This is a genomic window from Micromonospora sp. NPDC048839 (genome assembly GCF_040649915.1).
In the GTDB taxonomy this organism is placed as follows: domain Bacteria; phylum Actinomycetota; class Actinomycetes; order Mycobacteriales; family Micromonosporaceae; genus Micromonospora.
Genome location: NZ_JBEZGL010000005.1, coordinates 261,975 through 282,010, shown reverse-complemented (window position 1 = coordinate 282,010; position 20,036 = coordinate 261,975). Strand labels below are relative to the sequence as shown.

Annotated in this window: 20 protein-coding genes; 10 read left to right on the top strand and 10 right to left on the bottom strand. The window is 71.0% G+C overall.

The genetic code is table 11. The annotated features are described in order from the left end of the window. Positions 1-30 precede the first annotated feature (30 nt). Both AB0C25_RS12550 and AB0C25_RS12545 read left to right on the top strand, forming a co-directional pair. Complete coding sequence (locus AB0C25_RS12550; RefSeq protein WP_357372481.1) at positions 31-597, top strand: hypothetical protein; 567 nt, start codon at positions 31-33, stop codon at positions 595-597. A 61-nt stretch (positions 598-658) separates the two neighbouring features. After that, the gene (locus AB0C25_RS12545; RefSeq protein ID WP_357372479.1) at positions 659-1,213 is read left to right on the top strand and encodes a dihydrofolate reductase family protein; all 555 of its coding nucleotides are present in this window, start codon (positions 659-661) and stop codon (positions 1,211-1,213) included. A 234-nt stretch (positions 1,214-1,447) separates the two neighbouring features. Here AB0C25_RS12545 and AB0C25_RS12540 read toward each other — a convergent pair whose 3' ends face one another. After that, positions 1,448-4,489 carry a BTAD domain-containing putative transcriptional regulator gene (locus tag AB0C25_RS12540; RefSeq protein WP_357372477.1) on the bottom strand — a complete coding sequence of 1,014 codons (3,042 nt, stop codon included), beginning with the start codon at positions 4,487-4,489 and terminating at the stop codon, positions 1,448-1,450. A gap of 59 nt (positions 4,490-4,548) precedes the next feature. On the opposite strand from AB0C25_RS12540, the gene AB0C25_RS12535 reads away from it, so the two are divergent. Then, positions 4,549-5,304 (top strand): alpha/beta fold hydrolase, encoded by a 756-nt coding sequence (locus tag AB0C25_RS12535; protein ID WP_357372475.1) that lies wholly within the window; start codon positions 4,549-4,551, stop codon positions 5,302-5,304. A 128-nt stretch (positions 5,305-5,432) separates the two neighbouring features. Here the strand turns inward: AB0C25_RS12535 and AB0C25_RS12530 are convergent, their stop codons facing one another. Next, positions 5,433-5,891 carry a hypothetical protein gene (locus AB0C25_RS12530; RefSeq protein ID WP_357372473.1) on the bottom strand — a complete coding sequence of 153 codons (459 nt, stop codon included), beginning with the start codon at positions 5,889-5,891 and terminating at the stop codon, positions 5,433-5,435. Between the two features lie 174 nt (positions 5,892-6,065). On the opposite strand from AB0C25_RS12530, the gene AB0C25_RS12525 reads away from it, so the two are divergent. Beyond that, positions 6,066-7,919 (top strand): adenylyl cyclase, encoded by a 1,854-nt coding sequence (locus AB0C25_RS12525; RefSeq protein WP_357372471.1) that lies wholly within the window; start codon positions 6,066-6,068, stop codon positions 7,917-7,919. A gap of 94 nt (positions 7,920-8,013) precedes the next feature. On the opposite strand, the gene AB0C25_RS12520 is transcribed toward AB0C25_RS12525, so the two are convergent. Next, positions 8,014-9,195: an FAD-dependent monooxygenase gene (locus tag AB0C25_RS12520; protein WP_357372469.1), complete on the bottom strand. Its 1,182-nt coding sequence runs from the start codon at positions 9,193-9,195 to the stop codon at positions 8,014-8,016. 127 nt (positions 9,196-9,322) lie between these two features. On the opposite strand from AB0C25_RS12520, the gene AB0C25_RS12515 reads away from it, so the two are divergent. The 5 genes from AB0C25_RS12515 to AB0C25_RS12495 all read left to right on the top strand — a co-directional run bounded on the left by AB0C25_RS12515 (position 9,323) and on the right by AB0C25_RS12495 (position 11,626). Further along, the gene (locus tag AB0C25_RS12515; protein ID WP_357372467.1) at positions 9,323-9,910 is read left to right on the top strand and encodes a TetR/AcrR family transcriptional regulator; all 588 of its coding nucleotides are present in this window, start codon (positions 9,323-9,325) and stop codon (positions 9,908-9,910) included. 69 nt (positions 9,911-9,979) lie between these two features. Beyond that, a complete protein-coding gene (locus AB0C25_RS12510; protein WP_357372742.1) occupies positions 9,980-10,060 on the top strand; it encodes a putative leader peptide in 81 nt (26 codons plus the stop codon). Positions 10,061-10,235: 175 nt separating this feature from the next. Next, a complete protein-coding gene (locus AB0C25_RS12505; RefSeq protein ID WP_357372465.1) occupies positions 10,236-10,382 on the top strand; it encodes a hypothetical protein in 147 nt (48 codons plus the stop codon). Further along, a complete protein-coding gene (locus AB0C25_RS12500; protein ID WP_357372463.1) occupies positions 10,382-10,909 on the top strand; it encodes a hypothetical protein in 528 nt (175 codons plus the stop codon). Before AB0C25_RS12505 ends, AB0C25_RS12500 begins: the two co-directional genes overlap by 1 nt. A gap of 3 nt (positions 10,910-10,912) precedes the next feature. Further along, a complete protein-coding gene (locus tag AB0C25_RS12495; RefSeq protein ID WP_357372740.1) occupies positions 10,913-11,626 on the top strand; it encodes a putative sulfate exporter family transporter in 714 nt (237 codons plus the stop codon). 90 nt (positions 11,627-11,716) lie between these two features. On the opposite strand, the gene AB0C25_RS12490 is transcribed toward AB0C25_RS12495, so the two are convergent. The 6 genes from AB0C25_RS12490 to AB0C25_RS12465 form a co-directional block, all read right to left on the bottom strand. Further along, a complete protein-coding gene (locus AB0C25_RS12490) occupies positions 11,717-13,201 on the bottom strand; it encodes an acyltransferase (RefSeq protein ID WP_357372461.1) in 1,485 nt (494 codons plus the stop codon). Between the two features lie 126 nt (positions 13,202-13,327). Further along, positions 13,328-14,488, bottom strand: a complete 1,161-nt coding sequence (gene wecB / locus AB0C25_RS12485; protein ID WP_357372459.1) for a UDP-N-acetylglucosamine 2-epimerase (non-hydrolyzing) — start codon at positions 14,486-14,488, stop codon at positions 13,328-13,330. Between the two features lie 6 nt (positions 14,489-14,494). Continuing rightward, on the bottom strand, positions 14,495-15,358 hold the full coding sequence (locus AB0C25_RS12480) for a choice-of-anchor P family protein (protein ID WP_357372458.1): 864 nt from the start codon (positions 15,356-15,358) through the stop codon (positions 14,495-14,497). A 6-nt stretch (positions 15,359-15,364) separates the two neighbouring features. Next, complete coding sequence (locus AB0C25_RS12475; protein ID WP_357372456.1) at positions 15,365-16,891, bottom strand: glycosyltransferase; 1,527 nt, start codon at positions 16,889-16,891, stop codon at positions 15,365-15,367. Then, complete coding sequence (locus AB0C25_RS12470) at positions 16,881-17,423, bottom strand: hypothetical protein (RefSeq protein ID WP_357372454.1); 543 nt, start codon at positions 17,421-17,423, stop codon at positions 16,881-16,883. Before AB0C25_RS12470 ends, AB0C25_RS12475 begins: the two co-directional genes overlap by 11 nt. Continuing rightward, on the bottom strand, positions 17,420-17,569 hold the full coding sequence (locus tag AB0C25_RS12465) for a hypothetical protein (RefSeq protein WP_238643682.1): 150 nt from the start codon (positions 17,567-17,569) through the stop codon (positions 17,420-17,422). The genes AB0C25_RS12470 and AB0C25_RS12465 overlap by 4 nt, the downstream gene beginning before the upstream one ends. 189 nt (positions 17,570-17,758) lie before the next feature. Here AB0C25_RS12465 and AB0C25_RS12460 point away from each other — a divergent pair, with 189 nt between their 5' ends. After that, positions 17,759-18,811: an LCP family protein gene (locus tag AB0C25_RS12460; RefSeq protein WP_357372452.1), complete on the top strand. Its 1,053-nt coding sequence runs from the start codon at positions 17,759-17,761 to the stop codon at positions 18,809-18,811. Between the two features lie 307 nt (positions 18,812-19,118). Here AB0C25_RS12460 and AB0C25_RS12455 read toward each other — a convergent pair whose 3' ends face one another. Beyond that, positions 19,119-19,982 carry a TylF/MycF family methyltransferase gene (locus AB0C25_RS12455; RefSeq protein WP_357372450.1) on the bottom strand — a complete coding sequence of 288 codons (864 nt, stop codon included), beginning with the start codon at positions 19,980-19,982 and terminating at the stop codon, positions 19,119-19,121. Positions 19,983-20,036: the final 54 nt, after the last annotated feature.

Sequence of the window (20,036 nt, the reverse complement as noted above, 5' to 3'; positions counted from 1 at the left end):
CACCGTCGGCTGAGGCGTTATCCTGCGCCGGTGGAGGTCACGACGCAGGGCGAGCGGTTGGCCGCGGACCTGGGTCGGTGGTTGGCCGAGCTGACCTTCGTCGACCTGGACGTGGACGCGGTCACCGCCCGGGTGATCGACTCGGTGGTGCGGTGGGCCGAGGCGCAGGGCTGGCGGGTCTACCGGCGGGCGCCGAGCGTGCTGCCGTTGCCGCCGCCGATGGAGCAGCGACACTCGGTCCTCGATGTGGCGTGTGCCCGCCCGGACGGCCCGCCGGTCGTGGTGGAGGTCGACCACACCGACCGCGCCCGTACGGTGCAGAAGCTGCACGCCGAGGCGGACGCCGGTCGCATCCCGATCTGGGTGCGGTGGGGCGTCGGGCGGTTCACGGCGCCGCCACCGCCGGTGCGGATGGTGACCGTCGAGGTGACCCGTCGGGCCGGTCCCGCCGGGCGCGGGCGGCTGCACAGTCGCGGCGGGGACCGCCCCGCGCCGGCGCACTCGACCGGCGGTGGCACGGTGGCCGCGCAGGCGCTGCCCATCCCACTGACCGACCCGGACGCGGACGCCGGTAAGGGCGTCGGAAGCGAATCGTAAGCGCGGATCGGCAGAGTTCTGGGTGTCACCGGAGAGCACGACACACACCCAGGAGATCCCGATGCGCAAGCTCATCAACTCGACCTACATCACCCTCGACGGCGTCATCGACAACCCCATGTGGACCATGCCGTACTTCGACGAGGAGGCCGCCAGCCTCGCCGGGGCGCAGACCACCGAGGCCGACGCGATGCTGATGGGTCGGGCCACCTACGACGGCTTCTCCGCCGCCTGGCCGAACATGGACGAGAGCGACCCCGCCACGGGCGCCGCGTACTTCAACAACGTCAAGAAGTACGTCGCCTCGACCACCCTGACCAACCCCACCTGGAACAACACGGAGGTGCTCCAGGGCGACCTGGTCGAGGCGGTCACCGCCCTCAAGGCCCAGGAGGGCAAGAACATCATCCAGTACGGCTTCGGCTCGGTCACCGCCCAACTGATCAAGGCGGGCCTGGTGGACGAGGTCCGGTTCTGGATCCACCCGGTGCTGGAGGGCGGCCCCAGCCTCACCGCGCCGCTGACCGACGTGAAGGCGTCGTTCGACCTGGTCGACACGCGAGTGCACAAGAGTGGCGTGATCGTCGCCTCGTACGCGCCGAAGACGCCGGCCTGACGGGCGCGTTCGCGCGCTGTCGCCCGCCGAACCGCTCGCTGCGGCCGGGGGTGCGGTGCCCGACCTGGCTCCTTTGCTCTGCTTCAACCGGCGCAACAAGTTCCGACCCGAACTGTTGCGTATGTTGAAGCAGAGCAAAGGACGCGAGCAAGGGGTTGTGCCCCGCTCGCTCGCCCGATTTTCGGGAGACACGCCAGAGCGACCGGAGCGCAGCCGGCTGGGGGCACGACCGGGTCAGAGCTGAGCCCGTGCCTCGCGCGGGCTCAGCTTCGCGCCCTCGGCGAGCAGCGCGTCGAACCGTTCCGGCCCGAGTTCGGCCCGCAGCCGAGCGGTCGTCCGGTCGGTGTCGTCGCGTTCGGCCGGCGCGGCGGGGGACTGCGCGGCGAGTCGGGCGGCGGCCGCGGCGCCCAGCAGCCGGGCGGCGACCTCGGGGGAGCGCGCCGCCGCCGCCATCCCCTCCAGGGGGCCGACCGCGTCGCGCATCGTCGCCATCGCCTCGGCGGCCTCGAACGCCTCGATGTGCAGGGCCAGCGCCGCGTCCGGGTCGCCGCCCTGCTCGACGGCGTAGCCCAGCTCGACCAGGACCATGGGCAGGTAGAGCGCCGGCTGCGTCTCGCCGCGGCCCAGGTCGACGAGTCGGGTGAGGTGGGTGACGGCCAGGTCGAGCTTGCCGTCGCGACGGGCGGCCATCCCGAGGCTCATCTCCGCGAAGATCACCGCACCGGGCGAGCCCTGGTCCACCGCCAGCTCGTACGCGCGTTCGGCCAACTCCCGACCCTGGGCGTAGTCGCGGGTCTGCACGGCGAGCCAGGCCAACCAGGACAGTTCCGCGCAGACCTGCGGCCAGAGCGCCAACTCCTCCGCCCAGCGCAGCCCCTCCCGGTGCAGCGCGACGGCGCGCTCGTGCTCGCCACGCATGTCGGCGAGGCCACCCACCCACTCGGTCGCCCGGAGTCGACCCCACCGGTCACCGAGGTCGGCGAACAGCGCCGCGCTGCCGGTCGCGGTGCGTTCCAGGGTGGCCTGGTCACCGTTGGCGTGCGCGAGGTGGGCCAGGGAGGTGAGCACCGCCGCCTCGGTCCACGTGTCGACGGGGGCAGTGGGCAGCAGCTCCGAGGCCAGGGCCAGGTCGCCGTGCTCGATCACCGCGTTGGCCGCGAACCAGGCGGCGTGGCCACCCGGGTCGACCGCCACCGCGGCGCGTACGTCGTCGGGTGCGATCACCTCGCCCTGCGACAGGGCGAAGCCGACCCGCCAGGGGGCCGCGCGGGTCTCCTGTCCCGGGTCACCGGGCACGGTCAGGGCTTGGCGTGCCTCGGTGAGCCGGCCGCGCAGATACCAGTACCAGCTCAGGGCGATGGCCAACCGCAGCCCGCCGCCGTGAACAAGTGCCGCGCGCAGGTTCGCCGTCTCCGCGTCCAGCAGGGACAGCCATCGTTTCTGGTCGGCGCCGCGCAGCTCGGGGTCGGCGCGTTCGGCCAGCTCGGTGAAGTAGGCGGCGTGCCGCGCGCGTACCTCGTCGGCGTCGGTCAGCCGGTCCAGGCCGAACGCGGCGACCGATTCGAGCAGCCGGTAGCGCGGCTCCGCGCCGGAGTCGTCGAGCACCACCAGCGACCGGTCCACCAGCCGCGCGAGGGTGTCCAGGTCGGTGCGGCAGACGTGCTCGGCGGCCTGCGGGGTGCAGCCGTCGCGGAACACCGCCAACCGGGCCAGCACCTCCCGGTCGGGCGCGTCGAGGAGGTCCCAGCTCCAGCCGATCACCGCGGTCAGTGTCCGCTGCCGGGTCGGCACGTCCCGTTGGGCGGTGCTGAGCAACCGGAAGCGGTCGTCGAGCCGGTCCACCACACCCCGCACACCGAGGGCGCGGACCCGGGTCGCGGCCAACTCCAGGGCCAGCGGCAGCCCGTCGAGGCGGCGACAGAGCTGCGCCACCGCCGGCGCGGTCTGCTCGTCGAGCCGGAAGCCGCGCTGCTGCGCGGCGGCGCGGGCGGCGAACAACCGGGCCGCCGCCGAGCGCCGGACCGCGTCGAGGTCACCGTCGACCGGCACGGGCAGCGGGGGTACGTCCCAGAGCAGCTCGCCGGTCAACCCGAGCGGCTCCCTGCTGGTGGCCAGCACGCTCACCCCGGGCGCGTCCCGCAGCAGTCGGGCGACCAGCTCGGCGGCCGGCTCGATGACGTGTTCGCAGTTGTCCAGGACGAGGAGCAGGTGCCGGTGTCGCAGGGCCGTGACCAGCCGGTCAGTGGCCGACAGGCTCGTGCCGGCGGCCTCGTGGGCGCCGAGCACCGCGAGCACCTGCTCGGCGACGCGCGGGTCGCCGGCCGGCAGCGGGGCCAGCTCCACCAGCTGAACGCCGTCCGGGAAGGACTGGGTTCGGGCCGTCTCGGTGGCCAGGCGCGTCTTGCCGACCCCGCCCGGCCCGACGAGTGTGACAAGCCGTTGCCGGGGCAGCAGCGCCCGCAGCTCGGCCAGCGCCTCGGCCCTGCCGACCAGTTCGTCGAGCTGGGCCGGCAGGCTGTTGCGGATGAGCGCGGCCTTCGGCGGCGCGCTCAGGCCGGCGTCCTGTTCGAGGATCCGGCGGTGCAGGGCGACCAGCTCCGGCCCCGGGTCGAGGCCCAACTCCTCAGCGAGCCGCTCGCGCAGGTCGGCGTAGCTGTCCAACGCCTCGGACTGGCGACCGGCCGCGTACAGCGCGCGTAGCTGCACCGCCCGCAGGCCCTCGCGCAGCGGATGCCGGGCGACCAGCTCGGCGAGGTCGGCCGCGACCAGGTCGTGCTCACCCCGGGCCAGGCGGGCCTCGGCCAGCCGTTCGTGCACGGCGAGGCGCTGCTCGGCGAGGCGGCCCGCCTCGGCGCGGACGAACTCGGCGTCGGCCACATCGGCGTACGCCTCGCCGCGCCACAGCCCGAGCGCGTCGGCCAACCGGTCGGCGTCGCTGCTGCGGGCCAACTCGGCGAACCGGTCGGCGTCGACGGTGGCGGTGCGCAGCAGGTAGCCGGGCGGTCGGGACTCGACCACCTCGCGGGCGCCCGGCTCGGCGTCGTTGAGGGCCTTGCGCAGCTGGGACACCCGCACCTGGAGAGCGCCGAGCGGGTTGGCGGGGGCGTCCGCACCCCACAGGTCGTCGACGAGGCGATCCGCCGACACGACCTGATTGCGGTTGGTCAGCAGGTCGGCCAACAACGCGCGCACCTTCGCGCCGGGCACCACCACCGGCTCGCCGTCGTCCGTGGCCACGGCGAGCGGCCCAAGCACCCCGAACTGCACGGCGGTCATCTTAGCGTCGGTAAGGCGACCGGAAGCCAACCGTAAGCGCGTCGGCGCACCGTGTGGCCATGGACATCTATTCCGAAGCACACGGCAACGGGGCGGGTCGCCCCCTGGTGCTGATCCACGGAGCGCTCTCCGGCATCGGCACCTCGTTCGGCGCGATCCTCCCGCTCCTGGCGAAGACCCGACCGGTCATCGCCGTCGAGTTGCAGGCCCACGGCCGCACTCCCGACGTGGACCGTCCGCTGACCGTGGAGCACTTCGCCGCCGACGTGGTGGAGCTGCTCGACCGGCTGGGCGTCGCGCGGGCCGACGTGTTCGGCTGGAGCATGGGTGCCGCGGTCGCGCTGCGCCTCGGCACCGATCACCCCGACCGGGTCGGGCGGTTGGTGCTCGCCTCGGTGAGCTTCGACGACGACGGCCTGCACCCCGGGCTCCTGGACGGAATCCAGGACCTGCAACCCGAGCACCTGCACGGCTCGGAGTTCCACGAGGAGTACCTGCGGACCGCGCCGGACCCGGCGGGCTGGGCCAACCTGGTGACCAAGATGAAGGTGCTGGACGCGAACCTGCCGCAGTGGACGCCCGAGCAGATCCGCGCGCTGGCCGCGCCGACCATGATCGTGCTGGCCGACTCGGACATCGTCCAGCCGGAGCACGCGGTGCAGATGTTCCGACTGCTCGGCGGCGCGGTGCCCGGCGACCTGACCGGTCTGCCAGCGTGCCGGCTGGCCGTCCTGCCCGGCACCACGCACACCTCGATCCCGCAGCGTGCCGACTGGCTGGCCCCGATGATCGACGAGTTCCTGACCGAGGCGTAGAACGGCCCGCGCGCAGCGTCGATCATGGGCTTGTGGTGCCCACCTTGGCGGCCCGATACCTTTTTGTGCACCACCACAACTCCATGATCGACCGAGCGGAGCGGGGTGGGGCGGGGCGGGGTGGGGGGTTATGGGGTTTGTTCGGATCGGCGGCGGATCGCGGCCAGCATGCGGCGGACGCTGATCACGTGACCGCCGGACGTCAACAGGATCTGCCGGTAGAGGCCGCCGGTCAGGCCGGGGAAGACGGCGCGCGTCTCGGCTCGGAGCCGAGATCGGCCCGGCCCGGCTGGGTCGAGGCGGAAGATCAGCGCGTAGGTCGAGAAGCGGTGACTGCCGCGCAGTGCCAGCTCCTGACCGGGGATCGCGGTGGTCACCCGGAACCCGGGGAACGTCGAGCCGGCGGCGAGTGGTCGTGGCCCGGACGAGACGGGGTCGGCGGCGCTCACCAGGCGGGCGTACCCGGTTGTCCCCGGCCGCGCGAAGGACCTCTCGACGACGTCGGTCAGGTGGGGCCAGATCCGGTCGGTGTCCGCCGCGATGAGAGTGGAGTGTTCGTCCAGGTGGGGTAACGAGTCGATGGGCATCAGCGCCTCCTCGCGTCGACCTCCATTCTCACCTGTCCCTCCCGAAGTTCGCCGCCCGCGGTCATGGCGTGTGGTCGATCCAACGGGTAGAAACATGTCTACCCGTCAGAGAGCGCTCTCACCGCCCCAGCTGTGCCGGTAGCACGCCTCCGGCCAGCGGAGAGGACGAACCACATGACAACCCCGTCCCGACGTACCGTCCTGCTTGCCCTTCTGGTCACCACCGCGGTCGTGACGACGAGCACGGCCGCCACCGCCGGACGCCCCACGCACGGCGCACCCGACTTCGGGCCGAACGTGACGATCTTCGACCCGGGCATGCCGGTCGACGAGATCCAGCAGACCCTGGACGCGGCGCACGCCCGGCAGGTCGACAACGAGATGGGCACCGAACGGCACGCCTACCTGTTCAAGCCGGGCACGTACGGCACGGCCGAGCAGCCCCTGCAGGCCAAGGTCGGCTACTACACCGAGGTGTCCGGTCTGGGCGCCTCGCCCACCGACGTCACCGTCAACGGCAAACTCGAGGTCTACAACCGCTGCCTGGCCGACGGCGGCACCGGCAACTGCCTCGCCCTGGTCAACTTCTGGCGCACCCTGTCCAACCTGTCGCTCACCATCAACGCCGCCGGCCAGGACGACTGCCGCTCGACCGCGAACTTCTGGGCGGTGTCCCAGGCGGTGTCGATGCGCCGGCTGAACATCGGCGGCGGTGGTCTGTCACTGATGGACTACTGCACCGCCGGCCCGCAGTACGCCAGCGGCGGGTTCATCGCCGACTCGCGGCTGCCGGCCACCACGAACGGCTCCCAGCAGCAGTGGCTGACCCGCAACAGCGAGGTCGGCAGCTGGTCCAACGCGGTCTGGAACCAGGTCTTCGCGGGCGTCGAGGGCGCGCCGGACGACGCCACGTTCCCCGACCCGCCCTACACGACCCTGGAGACCACCCCGCTCAGTCGGGAAAAGCCGTACCTCTTCGTCGACGGCAAGGGGCGCTACCAGGTGCGGGTGCCCGCCGCGCAGCGTGACAGCCGGGGAGTCTCCTGGGCCGACGGCATGACGCCGGGGCGGACCCTCGACATCGGCGACTTCTTCATCGCCAAGCCGACCGACCCGGTACGCGTCATCAACGCCCAAATCGCGCGCGGGAAGCACCTGCTGCTCACGCCCGGGACGTACGACATCGCCCGCAGCATCGAGGTCCGGCGGCCCGGCACCGTGGTGCTCGGCATCGGCCACGCCACCCTCACGGCGGTGAACGGCGCCATCCCGCTGGACGTCGCCGGCGCTCCCGGAGTGATCGTCGCGGGCGTCACGATCGACGCCGGTCTGGTCGAGTCGCCGGTCCTGTTGCGGGTGGGCCGCCAGCACGGTCACGACGCCAGCAGCCCCACCAACCCGACCACGCTGTCCGACGTGTACTTCCGGGTCGGTGGTCCGCACATCGGGCGGACGAACACCGCGCTGGAGGTCAACAGCGACCACGTGCTCATCGACCACACCTGGGTCTGGCGCGGTGACCACGGCGTGGAGGGCTTCACCGAGGGCGTCAACGGGGACACCGACCGCTGGCGCACCAACACCGGTCGCTACGGCGCCATCATCAACGGCGACCACGTGACCGCGACCGGCCTGTTCGTGGAGCACTTCCAGCGCTACAACACGGTGTGGAACGGCGAGCACGGCACCACGATCCTGTACCAGAACGAGCTGCCGTACGACCCGCCGACGCAGGCCGACTGGATGAATGGCGGGGTCGAGGGCTGGGCCGGGTACAAGGTCGCTGACCGGGTGCGGCACCACACCCTGTACGGCGGCGGGGTGTACGTCTTCAACCAGAACAACCCGTCGATCCACACCGAGAACGGCTTCGAGGTCCCGAACCGGCCGGGCGTGCGACTGCACCACATCATGACCGTCAACCTCAGTGCCGGCACGATCGACCACGTGGTCAACGGCGTCGGCGGCGCGGCCGACATGACAAAGGTCGGCGCGCCGGTCTACCTCGCGCAGTACCCGGCCCCGTAGGCATCTCGGGCGCACCGACGGGGCCGGAGCCGGCGAGGCTCCGGCCCCGAAGGGCTGATCCGCCACGGCCCGGCCCGCCGGTCGGAGCGGTCGACTAGCTCGACCCGTAGTCCGGCAGCGGCAGGGCTCTGGGCTGTAGGCGGCGTTCCACCTTGGCCATGGCTGCGAGCAGCGGCAGTTGGGCCATCGTGTTTCGAGCCCAGATGCCGCGGCGGCTCTTCGGCGCGATCATGCCGATGAAGAGGCTCGACTGACTTCGCTCGACCATCTGTCGATGGCCCTGCTCGTAGCGCCGGAAGGCGATCCGATGATCCCCGCCAGCGGACGACAGCTCGCCCGCGAGTCGGTAGGCGCCGATGAGCGACAGCGTCGCCCCGGCGCCCGCGGCCGGTGACGCACAGTGCGCGGCGTCTCCAACGAGCACCACCCGCCCGGACGACCACGACCCCATCCGCACCTGGCTCAGCGCGTCGAAGTAGAAATCAGGGTCGGCGAGTGCGCCCGCGAGTAGTTCCGGGACGACCCATGGCAGGTCCGCGAACGCCTCGCTCAGCAGCCGCTTCTGCTGCTCGACGTCCCGGTAGTCGTACGTCAGCGGACTGCTGCGGAAGAGGAAGTTCACCTTCGCCCCGGCGTGGGTGCCGGAGCGGTAGATTCCGGCCGCCCTGCCCGGCTGGTTGTAGAGCGTCACCCACCGCTGCTCACCCAGGCCTGGGTCCGCGTTGGCGGACGCGAAGTAGTGGCCCAGGTGGCTGAGGAACTGCGACTCTGGGCCGAAGGCCAGATGTCGCACCGTGGAGTGCGTGCCGTCGGCGCCGACGACCAGGTCGAACCGGCGGGTCGGACCGTGCTCGAAGGTGACCGTCACACCATCGTCGTCCTGCTGGATCGTGCGGATCGAATCACCGAAGATGTACTCGACGTCGTCCTTGGTCGTCTCGTACAGAATGGCCGCCAGGTCGCCGCGCATGATCTCGACCTCGGTGCCGGCAGCTTCGCCCTGGATCGCCTGCATGTCGATCCGGGCCACGCTTCGGTTGGCCGCGTTCACAAAGGACATGCCGAGGATGTCCGCCGCCATCGCACGGGTCTGCGACATGATCCCCATCCGCTCGGCGATGTCGACGGCCTGTCCACGGAGGTCGACACCGTTGCCGCCCGCGCGTAGGTGAGGTGCCCGCTCGACCACGGTGGGCGCAAAGCCATGCCGGGCCAGCCAGAACGCCATGGTCGGCCCCGCGATGCTGGCACCGGAGATCAGGATCCGCTGGTTCATCGACTCCTCCTTCGTGGCACAGCGAGGAGCGCGCCAGTGGCAGGTGCGCCGCTTGCGTGGTCCGGTGGGGTTTCGTAGGCTAACTGAAATACGTGTTCCACTTGACGATATGGAATGGGCGTTTCAGATGTCAACCCCGGCCGCGAGCGGTGTCACCCGACGCAGAGCGGACGCCGTCCGCAATCGCCAACGCGTGCTGGGCGCGACGAAGACGCTCCTCGCCGAGGGCCGTGCCACCCTCACTGTCGACGCGATCTCGCGGAAAGCGGGCGTGGGGACGGCCACTGTCGTTCGCACCTTCGGCAGCAAGGAGGCGCTCATCGACGCCGCCGTGGCCGAGTTGCTCGAACCGCTCGTCCAACGAGGCCGGGACGCGCTGCTCGAACCGGATGCCGAACAAGCCCTTCGCGGCTTCCTCGTCGAGGTGATCGCGTTCCAGTCCACGTACTGGATCATGGGCGAACGGCTCGGGGAGATGGATTTGCCGGCGACGACGGCGCAACGAGCCGCCCTGAACACGGTGGGGCTCGACCTGATCACCAGGGCCCGCGACGACGGTGCGATCCGTACCGACATCGACGCCTCAGTCGTCACCGTGCTGATCGGCGAGGTGACCTACGCGGTGGCGAGGTCGCAGTCGGCATCGCCAGCCCTCTCCGAGAGCTACGTGTCGGTGATCATGGATGGACTTCGTCCACAGCAGAGCAGGCCCTGAGTCTTCCTCCGGGCGGTCAATCACGCCGACGGTCTTGAATTCCTACTGCGACAGTAGGAAAATGGGCGGATGCCGGCTGGTCCGTTACTCACCTCGCGTCGGGCCGTTGACCTGATGCGGGTCGCCTCCGAGCTCTGTCCGGGTCGCTGACCGCCGACCGAGCTTCGGCGCCACCGCGTTCCTCATCCGGCCCCGGCCGCCGACTCACCCGCCGCCCCGTGGCCCAACCGGCCCCGACGGTCTGCGCACCAGGGCATCCGCGTCCTGGTCCCGCCCCCCACCGAACCCGCCACGGCCGGAACGGTTCACCCCCTGGAGGTACGTCATGACCACCGATCCGTCACCGCCCAACCCGGAGACCGCCGGCGAGTCCCGACTCGCGTTCAACGAGGACTGGCTGGCGACCATCCTCGGTCTGGTCCTGATCGCACTGGTCCTGCTCGGTGCCATCCCCGCCGGGCTGGTGCCCTGATGACCGCCGACGCGACCCGCACGGGTGACGAGACCCGCGCCACCGACACTCCCGACGGGAGCCGCTCGACGGGCGCCACCCGGACGGGCGACGGGCCCGTGGACGTGGTCGCGCCCGCCGGCTCGTCGACCACCGCCGGCCCGGCCGGGCCGGTTGGGGTGGCGCGCGACGGTCGGTTCTGGGCGTGGACGGCACTCGGCCTGGTGGTCGTGCTCGGCCTCGCCGCGCTCACCCGCTACCTGGAGCAGAACGTCCCCGGGTGGGCCGAGGGCACCGCCGCCGAGGACATCGGTGCGGCGATCGAGTACCCGGTCTACGCCATCCTGCTGGGCCTGCTGGGCAACGTCGCCGTCACGCAGCTCGGGTGGCGGGACCGGATCGCGGCGGCCTTCCGGACCGAGTTCTTCATCAAGACCGGCCTCGTGCTGCTCGGGGCCTCGATCAACCTCGCCGTCATCGCCAGTGCCGCCGGCCCGGCGATCGCCCAGGCGATCCTGCTGATCAGCGGCGTCTTCCTCTTTACCTGATGGCTGGCCGGCCGGTTCGGCCTCGACGACAAGCTGCGCGCGTTGCTCGCGTCGGCGGTGTCGATCTGCGGAGTCAGCGCCGCGATCGCCGCCGCCGGCGCGGTCCGGGCGCGCCGGGAACAGTTGGCCTACACGGCGAGCCTGGTGATCATCTTCGCGCTGCCGTCGATCTTCGTCCTGCCCTGGCTGGCCGACGTGTTCGGGCTGTCCGACGCGGTGGCCGGCGCCTGGATCGGCGGCAACATCGACACCACCGCCGCGGTCACCGCCGCCGGGGCGATCGCCGGTGAGGAGGCACTCCAGATCGCCAGCATCGTCAAGGTCACCCAGAACGCGCTGATGGGTGTGGTCGCGGTCGCGCTCACCGCGTACTTCACCCTGCGGGTGGAGCGGCGGCCCGGCGCGGAACGGCCGGGCCTGCGCGAGCTGTGGACGCGGTTTCCCAAGTTCGTCCTGGGCTTCATCGCCGCCTCGGTCATCGCCACCTGGTATCTCGACGTTGCCGGCGCGGACGGCAAGGCCACCATCGCGATCGTCAACGACCTGCGGGTCTGGTTCCTGATCCTGGCGTTCGTCAGCATCGGCCTGGAGGTCCGGGTCGCGTCCCTGCGGGAGGCCGGTTGGCGGCCGGTGGCGGTGTTCGCCAGTGCCACCGTGTTCAACCTGGCGTTGGCGCTCGGCCTGGCGTCGCTGTTGTTCCGCACCTTCGCGGCCTGAGTCGAGACACTCGGTACGCGGGTACGCGGGTACGCGGGTACGCGGGTGCGCCGGTGGGGCCGGGCCGAGACGGCTCCGGCCCCGCCGGTCTCACTGCGCTGGCGTCGTGGGGGAGGGCTGTGCGTGGCGTGGCTGTCCCGACCGGGCATGCGAGGTGGGCTTCTTCGCCGGGACCGACACGGTTTCCCTCTTGGCCCGATCCGGCAGGTCCAGGAAGGGCATCGCCTCCGCGTAGGACTGGGCGACGCCGCGACGAGCGCTCGTCGTGGGCTGTTCGATCTTCGTGGATCGGCTGTGCCGCGCGCCGGCCCTGCGTCGTCCGGTGTCGGCCGGGACCGGCCGCGACCCGGTGTCCGTGGCGGTCGCCGGACCGGGGATCGGCAGGGCGCCGGGGCTGACGGCGCGGCGGGTGGTCCGGTGCCGGGCACGCCCGCTGCCCGTCTTGAAGCCGAGCGCCGGGCGTTCGACGAGGTGCCAGGACAACATGGCGAAGAGCAGGGCGCCGAGCAGGCTCAGCACGATGTAGGCGACCATTCCGAACCGGGCGCCGCCGAACAGGGCGATGAGCTGCTGCACCGGGAAGCCGTAGATGTAGATGCCGTAGGTGTAGTCGTTCCGGCGGCTGATCGTGGACACCCGCTTCGGCAGCGAGACCGCCGCGAACAGCACCAGGTAGGCGAACGCCGGCAGGCCGACCGCGAAGAACCCGCCCAGCCACAGCGAGCCGACCAGCACGACGGCCGCCAGGACGGCCAGTTCCCGGTTGATGGGGAGCCGGTGTGCGTAGAGCCGCGCGGCGGCGCCGAGCAGGAAGAGGAAGCCGAGCATCAGGGTCCAGTCGGCGGCGAAGGCGCCGATCAGCGGGAACGGCCCGATCGCGCCGTGCTGCGGCGGCCGGGAACTCCAGGTGGGCGCCGCGAAGAAGTCCGCCAGGATCAGCGCGTACGTGCCGGCGGTCAGGACCAGTACCGCACGAGGTGCCGTGCGCAGCACCGAGGTCACCACGAGGATGCCGACGATCCCGTAGAAGGCCAGGTCGTAGCGGAGCGTCCACAGTGCTCCGTCGAACGCGCTCGGTCCGCCGACGACCTGCCCGTACGGGGTGTCGGCGAGCAGCCCGGAGATGGGGAACTGTTCCATCGAGGCGACGACGTTCGTCAGGACGTAGTCGAAGGGCCCCTCGGGGTGCCCCCAGAAGCCGTCGAGGTTGCCGTTCTCGTAGAGCGCCGCCAGGGGTGCGAAGACGAACGCGGTGACCAGCAGGCAGGCCCACAGTCCCGGAAAGACCCGCAGCAGGCGGGCGCGGACGTACTGACGCAGCGTGGAACGCAGTGCGCTGTCGGTGATGAGGTATCCGGAGATCAGGAAGAATCCGTACAGGCACAGGGTGCCGAGGTCACTCTGCCGGCCGAACGTCGCCGCGCCGACGTTCGACTGGCCGAAGCCCAGCGGCCCGGCGTGCGCGACGATCACGCCGCACGCCATCGCCAGGCGAAGCACGCCGAAGGCGTTGTGCTGGGCCGAGTATCTGCCCTGCAGGGTCGGGGAACGCTGCCCGTTGAACCACGCCTGCACCTGACGACTCCTCTGATCACTGGATTGGGGATCGACAGGCCCGAACACCGTCCGTCGATATGCCAATTATCAGGATGCAATGGAGCTTTGTCCCCGTTATGGGTGATTGTCCCTATTGTCCGAACCTCAGATGACCGACGAGGTGACTCGGCGTCGCTGCGGCACTCGGTGGGCCGGCAGGCCCAACAGTCCGGCCATGGCGGCCACGCAGCGTTCACTCGCCCGCCCGTCGCCGAACGGCGAGCCGATCGTGGCGACGCGTCCGGCGGCGAGGCGCCGGAGCCCGGCCGACACGAGGCGCTCGGGATCGGTGCCGACGAGTTCGCCACGGCCCGCCGTCAGGGCCTCCGGCCGTTCCGTGGTGTCCCTGGTGACCAGCAGGGGGACCCCCAGGGTGGCGGCCTCCTCCTGCAATCCGCCGGAGTCGGTGACGACCAGGTCGGCGATCCGCAGCAGCCCGACCATCTGCGGATAGGGCAGTGGTGGGGTGACGCGGGCGTTGACGACGCCCGCCAGGCCGGTGGTGACCACCGTGCTGACCTGCGGGTTCGGATGGGCAACCAGGACGATCTGAACGTCGGGGCACTCTGCTGCCAACCGGCGCAGACCATCCACTGTGGCGGCCACCCCCTGGCCCCAGTTCTCCCGGCGGTGCACGGTGGCCACCACCAGCTTCCGGGTCGGGTCGACCCAGGCCGGTGGTTGGGCCGTGCCTCGCTCGACGAGGTCCTGGAGGGCGTCCACGACGGTGTTGCCGGTCACCACGACCGCCTCGGCGGCGATGCCCTCACCGATGAGGTTCGCTCTGGCCGCCGGGGTCGGCGCCAGGTGCAGCGCCGCGATCCGGGCCAGCATGGCCCGGTTGGCCTCCTCCGGGAACGGTCGGTCCAGGTCGTTGGTCCGCAGCCCGGCTTCCAGGTGTACGACGGGAACGCGTCGCCAGAACGCGACCGTCCCGCCGGCCAGGGCGGTCGTGGTGTCCCCCTGCACCACGACCGCCGCTGGACGGTGGTGTGTGATCAGATCGTCAACCCCCGTGATCAGTGCCGCCGCCAGTTCCGCGAGCGAGCCGGTGCGTCGTTGCGGGCGCAGGCTCACCTCCGGGTGGAGGCCGAACGGGGCGAGAGCCTCAGCGACGCGTCCCGGCTGTTGACCGGTGTCCGCCACCCGCACCGTGAACCTCGGATCATCGAGGAGACGGCGGATCAGAGGCGCGGTCTTGACTCCTTCCGGCCTGGTGCCGGTCAGGATCAGGACCTCTCGTGCTGTCGATCTGCTCGCACACATGTCGGGTCAGCTCCTGGCAGCCGCGCGGCGACGCCGGTAGAGCGAGAACCCGCCCGTGGTGCCGGCCACGAGTGCGCCGATACCGAGCGCGATCGGTGCCCCGGCCAGCGGGATCACCGGAATGGGGGGTGCGACCGCGTTGGCGCCACAGCTCGAGGTGCCGATGGTCACCCCCGCCAACGCCCCACCGAGCGCCGTCAGGTTCAACGCCGTAACGGTGAGCTGGCCGACACCCGAGCTGGACTGCCCGTTGAGGGTCAGGTTGATCAGGCCCGGCACGTTCAGCCCGGTGTTCGGCGCCGGGTTGACCGGCAGGCTGAGCAGTGTCGTCTCGATGCCGAGCAGCGTCGAGGTGATCCGGGCGTTGACCAGGCTCGTCGAACCCGTCGCCGACGGGCTGCTGGTGGCCGTGCACTGCGAGGTGATGGCGTCCGCCACCAGGGCGATCGTGGCGAGGCCGCTGGTTCCGAGGACCAGTGACACCCCGGCGCCGGGCGTGACGAGGCACGACCCGCCGGGACCGATTGTCACCGTGCCGCCCACGCCGAGCACGCCGGCGCAGGCCGCCGAGGTGCCGTCGTTGAAGGCCCGGACGTTCTGGACCAGCACCCCGGCGGTGATGACTGTCTGTCCGCCGAGGACGCCCAGTGGGGGATTCTGGTTTCCGGAGATCGACTCGGTGGTGCCGTCGTTCGTGGCGGACGTGCTGCCGGAACTCGCGAGGCCACCACCGAGCAGGCTGATCTGGAGCGCGGAGGCGGAGGACTGGGACGTGTCGGCCATGGCCGGAGAGGCAGCCAGGACGGCCATGGCGAGGCCACCGGCCAACACCGCGGCGGTACGGGCGAGACCGGATCTAACTCGTGGCATAGAGGTCTACTTTCTGACGTGGGCGATTGTGGGGCGGTCTGTGGTGGGGGTGGTGAGGTGCGTGAGGTGGGTCAGGTGGCGGGGTGGCCGGATCGAACGAGGTCCGTCGGCGTGGCCCGATCGGCGCGGCGGTGGCGTCCGGCGCGGCTGGGCCGGCACGGACACTCGACCGATGGCCCGGACCGGGGCGGCCGGCGCCGGTGGATCGGCCGCGCGGGCGGTCTTCTGCCAGTCGGTGCGGGCGGTCACCATGCGGGCGAAGGCGAGCCAGACCGCGAGCGACTGGGCGTAGCTGTACAGCCAGTGGCAGACGCCGAGCAGCAGCGCCTTGGTCACCGACAACTGCGGCTCACACCGGGACCGGTAGACGATGCCCCACAGGGCGAACGGTCCGATGCCGAAGACGAGCACCAGCGGGGGTACGCCCCAGCCGCCACTGCTCCACCAGCCCGACAACCCGCCGCTGGTGTTGTCGATGTAGTAGCTCATCACCACGAGGCAGGCGACGTAGACGGGCGTGCCGAGCAGTTGGGTCCACGGTGCGGCCAGGAAGTGGGCGATCTCCAGGGTCGCCGAGTTACGGATTCGCGGCGAGCGCAGCACCCTGCCCAGATAGCGGCCGCACTGCATCGACCCCTGCGCCCAGCGGGTGCGCTGCCGTACCAGCGGCCCGATCCGGGTCAGTGCCTCCTGGGCCACCCAGCTCTCCGAGCAGTACTCGGTGTGCCCGCCGGCCAGCAGGATGTGCAGGCCCAGCTCGAAGTCCTCCAGCAGGGCGCCGTGCCACGGTGTGCCGTGCTCGTCGGCGATCTCGTTGAGCAGCGACAGTCGGGTGAACTGCCCGTTGCCGCCCATCGCGACGCTGCCGGTGCGCCGGCGCAGTGACTGCATCGCGGCGATCGGAGCCCGGAACTCCATGTCCTGGAGCCGGATCAGCAGCCGTCCCCAGCCGCTGACCTCGGTCGTCGGGGCGTAGCGGCGCGGCGCGCACTGGAGCATCCGCACCTCCACCTGCACGGCGCCGACCTCCTCCGCGCCGAAGTACTGCCGGCCGGCGAGGGCGACGGGACCCTGCGGGTCGAGGCGGCTGTCCGCGTCCAGGACGCCGACGATCACCCGGGTGCGATCGGCGTTGGCCGGCAGCCACTGCTCGATGGCGCGCCAGGCGGCGTTGAGTGCGGCGCCCTTGCCCTGCCGCGCGTCCGGCAGTTGACGCCGGATGACGTGCACCCGAGGTTGGTCGGTGAAGGCGGCCAGTGCGGCGAGGGTGCCGTCCTCGGAGGCGTCGTCGACGCACCAGACGGTCACGTGCGGAAAGTCGGTGAGCAGGCGCCGGACCGTGTCGCCGATGACGGACGCCTCGTTGCGGCACGGCACGATGATGTGCCAGTCGAAGCCGTCCGGGCTTCCGCCCCGACTACGTCGGCTCTTCAGGTGGAACACCAGGATGCTCAGCACGTACGCGCAGAAGCTGACGCACAGCAGGAACGCCGCGGTGTTGAGCAGCGCGAGGGACTGCGTCTCAGTGGACACCGGCGACCGCCCCACGCATGCGCTTGGTGCGGCTGACCAGGATCACGAACAGGATCGCGACAGCGATCAGGCCGGCGGTCGTGATCACCGAGCCGATCAGCACGTGACTGCGTTCGTAGCCGAGCCGGAATCCCCAGGTCTGCATCGACACCACCACCGCGGCGAGTCGGAGCTGGTTCACCGTGACCAGCAGCAGGATCGCCAGCGCCAGGGCGTTCAGCCCTCGCGCCATCGAGATGCGGCGGAACCCGACGAGCGTCGAGGCCAGCACGATCGGTGGGATCAGCAACATGGCGACCGAGCAACCGCTGGACACCATGAAGCCGACCCAGCGCTCGTCGAGCGGAAAGATGACGGCCGCGCCGATGGATCTGGTGTCGGCCAACCCGACCGCGTCGACGAGCCTGGCGTTCAGCCAAGCCTCACCGCTGGCGATGTCGTGCCACCGCCACAGGGTGGCGGCGGCGACGGCGACGCCGAACAGGATGCCGGCGCTGGCGCGTAGCCACGCCCCCCGGGGGGAACCCGTCATCGTTCGCGGCCCAACATGGCGACGAACCACAGCGCCAGACCCAGCACGACCAGTCCGACGCCGACCAGCAACCACGACTGGATGGCGACTCCGGTGGCGGCGAGACCGCCACCGATGTGTGGCCCCTTGGTGGGAACTCCGTACATGCCCAAACCCCCTCGCTGACTCGGAGGCCAGAATGGCATCGGGTGAATCGGGCAAACAGGATAAAGCGGCATGGAGCCCCTAAAGAGTGATTAAATACTCCTTAGGTGGGGGTGCTCGTCGGTCACGCCGACATCCCTTGCCCCGCAACAGGTCCCGGCGTCCCGACAGGTTGGTCAGAGGTGGTCAAGATGGTGACCGGTTACCCCCGCGGGACGGTCCCGCCGGCGACATCGCGGTGGCGGGCCATGGCGGGCTGGAAGAAGGCCATGGTCGCTCTCGTCGCCCTCTTCGGTGTGCTCTGCGCGGGCCTTGTCACGGTCGGCTTCGGCCTCAAGCACCGGTACGAGAGCCGGGTGCAGCGCGAGGACATCCTCGGTCCGGGCACCGGTCCCCGCGACGAGCGCCGGTGGGAGGCGGGACCACTCAACCTCCTGCTGCTCGGCTCGGACTCCCGCGACGGCGAGCCGGACCAGGCCCTCTACCCGGGCCAGCGGTCGGACACGATCATGCTGGTGCACGTCAACGCCGCCCGGGACGCGGCAACTGTCGTCTCCATCCCCCGGGACAGCTACGTCGACGTGCCCGCCGCGGGGCAGAGCTGGTCCGGCGGACCCAACAAGATCAACGCTGCGTTCGCGCTCGGCGGGGCCGCCCTGGCCGCCGAGACGGTCGCCAAGCTCACCGGCCTGCCACTGGACGGGGTGCTGGTGGCCAACTTCGCCGCCGTCCGCAAACTCGTGGACGCGGTCGAGGGCATCAACGTCTGCCTGCCGTACACCGTGAAGTCCTCGGACACGGGCGTCACCTGGCCTGCCGGCTGTCACGACCTGGACGGCAGGGCGGCCGACGACCTGATGCGGCAGCGGCACGGCGTGCCCGGCGGCGACTTCGGGCGCATCTACGACCAGCAGTTGGTGGTGCGCGCCCTCGCCGACCGGGTCACCACGACACGTCTGCTCACCAATCCGAGCCGGCTCGACCGGGTGCTCACCACGGCGGCGGAGTCGCTGATCGTCGACCGCGACCTCGACCTGGCCGGCCTCGCCCGCGCGCTGCGCCGGGTGAAGCCGGAGACGGTCCAGTTCGTCACCGTCCCCTTCAGCGACCCCAACCTCCAGACCCCGGCCGGCTCCGCGGTGCGGCTGGACGAGACGCGGGCGCCGGCGCTCTTCACGGCGCTGCGCGAGGACCGGGTGGCGCAGTGGCTCGCGGCCAACCCCCAGACGCCACCGGCCAACTGAGTCGGGGCCGTCGTTCCCGGCGGTGTCAGGTGAACGTGGTCGTCGCCGGCGGCGACGTCGCCAACGTCCCCTGGCGCAACCTCGAGCCGCACCTCATGCGCCTGCCGGCGTCGTGCTGATGCCGAACTGCGCACACTCGCCGGACCGGGCACGAAGTCCGGAGACCTCTGCCCGCCCTGCCGATGCGCTGGTGAGCGTATGCCGCAGAGGCATGACTGTGACTCTGCGGCGTGCCGCTGGCTACCTCACCCACGCCTGGGGCGGTGACCGACGGTCACCGCCCCAGCCAGGGTCAGGAGCTACTCGTCTAGCGCGACCGCCGCCAGTAGCGGCACGTCCAGTCGACCTGATGCAGCTCGTCCACGATGCCGTGCTCGGCGCGGAAGTCGTCCACGGCCTGCTTGCAGCCGCGTACGGCGTGGTAGTCGTCGATGATGACGTACCCCCCGATCGACAGCTTCGGGTAGAGCGATGTCAACGCGACCATCGTGGAGTCGTAGAGGTCCCCGTCGAGGCGCATCACCGAGATCCGCTCCACCGGCGCCTTCGGTAGGGTGTCCGAGAACCAGCCCTTGAGGAACCGCACCTGGTCGTCGAGCAGCCCGTACCTGTCGAAGTTCGCCTTCACCTGCTCCAACGACACGGCCAGGAAGGGCACCTGCCAGAGGGCGTCCTCGACGTCCTCGACCCGTTTCGGGTCCGGCTTCGGCAGGCCCCGGAACGAGTCGGCGACCCACACCGTGCGGTCCCGGTCACCGTAGGCGCGCAGCATCCCGCGCATGAAGATGACCGCGCCGCCCCGCCACACGCCGGTCTCGATCAGGTCCCCGGGTACGCCCCGGTCCAGCACGTCCGCGATGCACCGCTCCAGGTTGTCCAGCCGGCGCAGACCGATCATGGTCTCGGCCTCCGGCGGCCAGTCCCGGCCGGTCGCCCGTGCCTCCGCGTCGAACGGGAACTGGAGGACCAACTCCAACCCCTTGCGTTGCAGCAGGTGCCGGCCGCGCTGGTAGAGCTTTCCGTGCAGGGACCCCCGGCGCGGCTGGTAGGGCATCCACGTCTCGCGGAAGACAGACCTGGTAAGCGCCTTCTTGAGCAGGTCACAGTAGAGCGCGCGTGGGTCGTCCAGCATCGGATCGGACGTCTGGGTCGGCACCAACATCTCACTCATCGGCATTCCTCCTTGTTCGGTGTCTCGGCTAGGCAGTTGGCGGTCCCCGGTGGG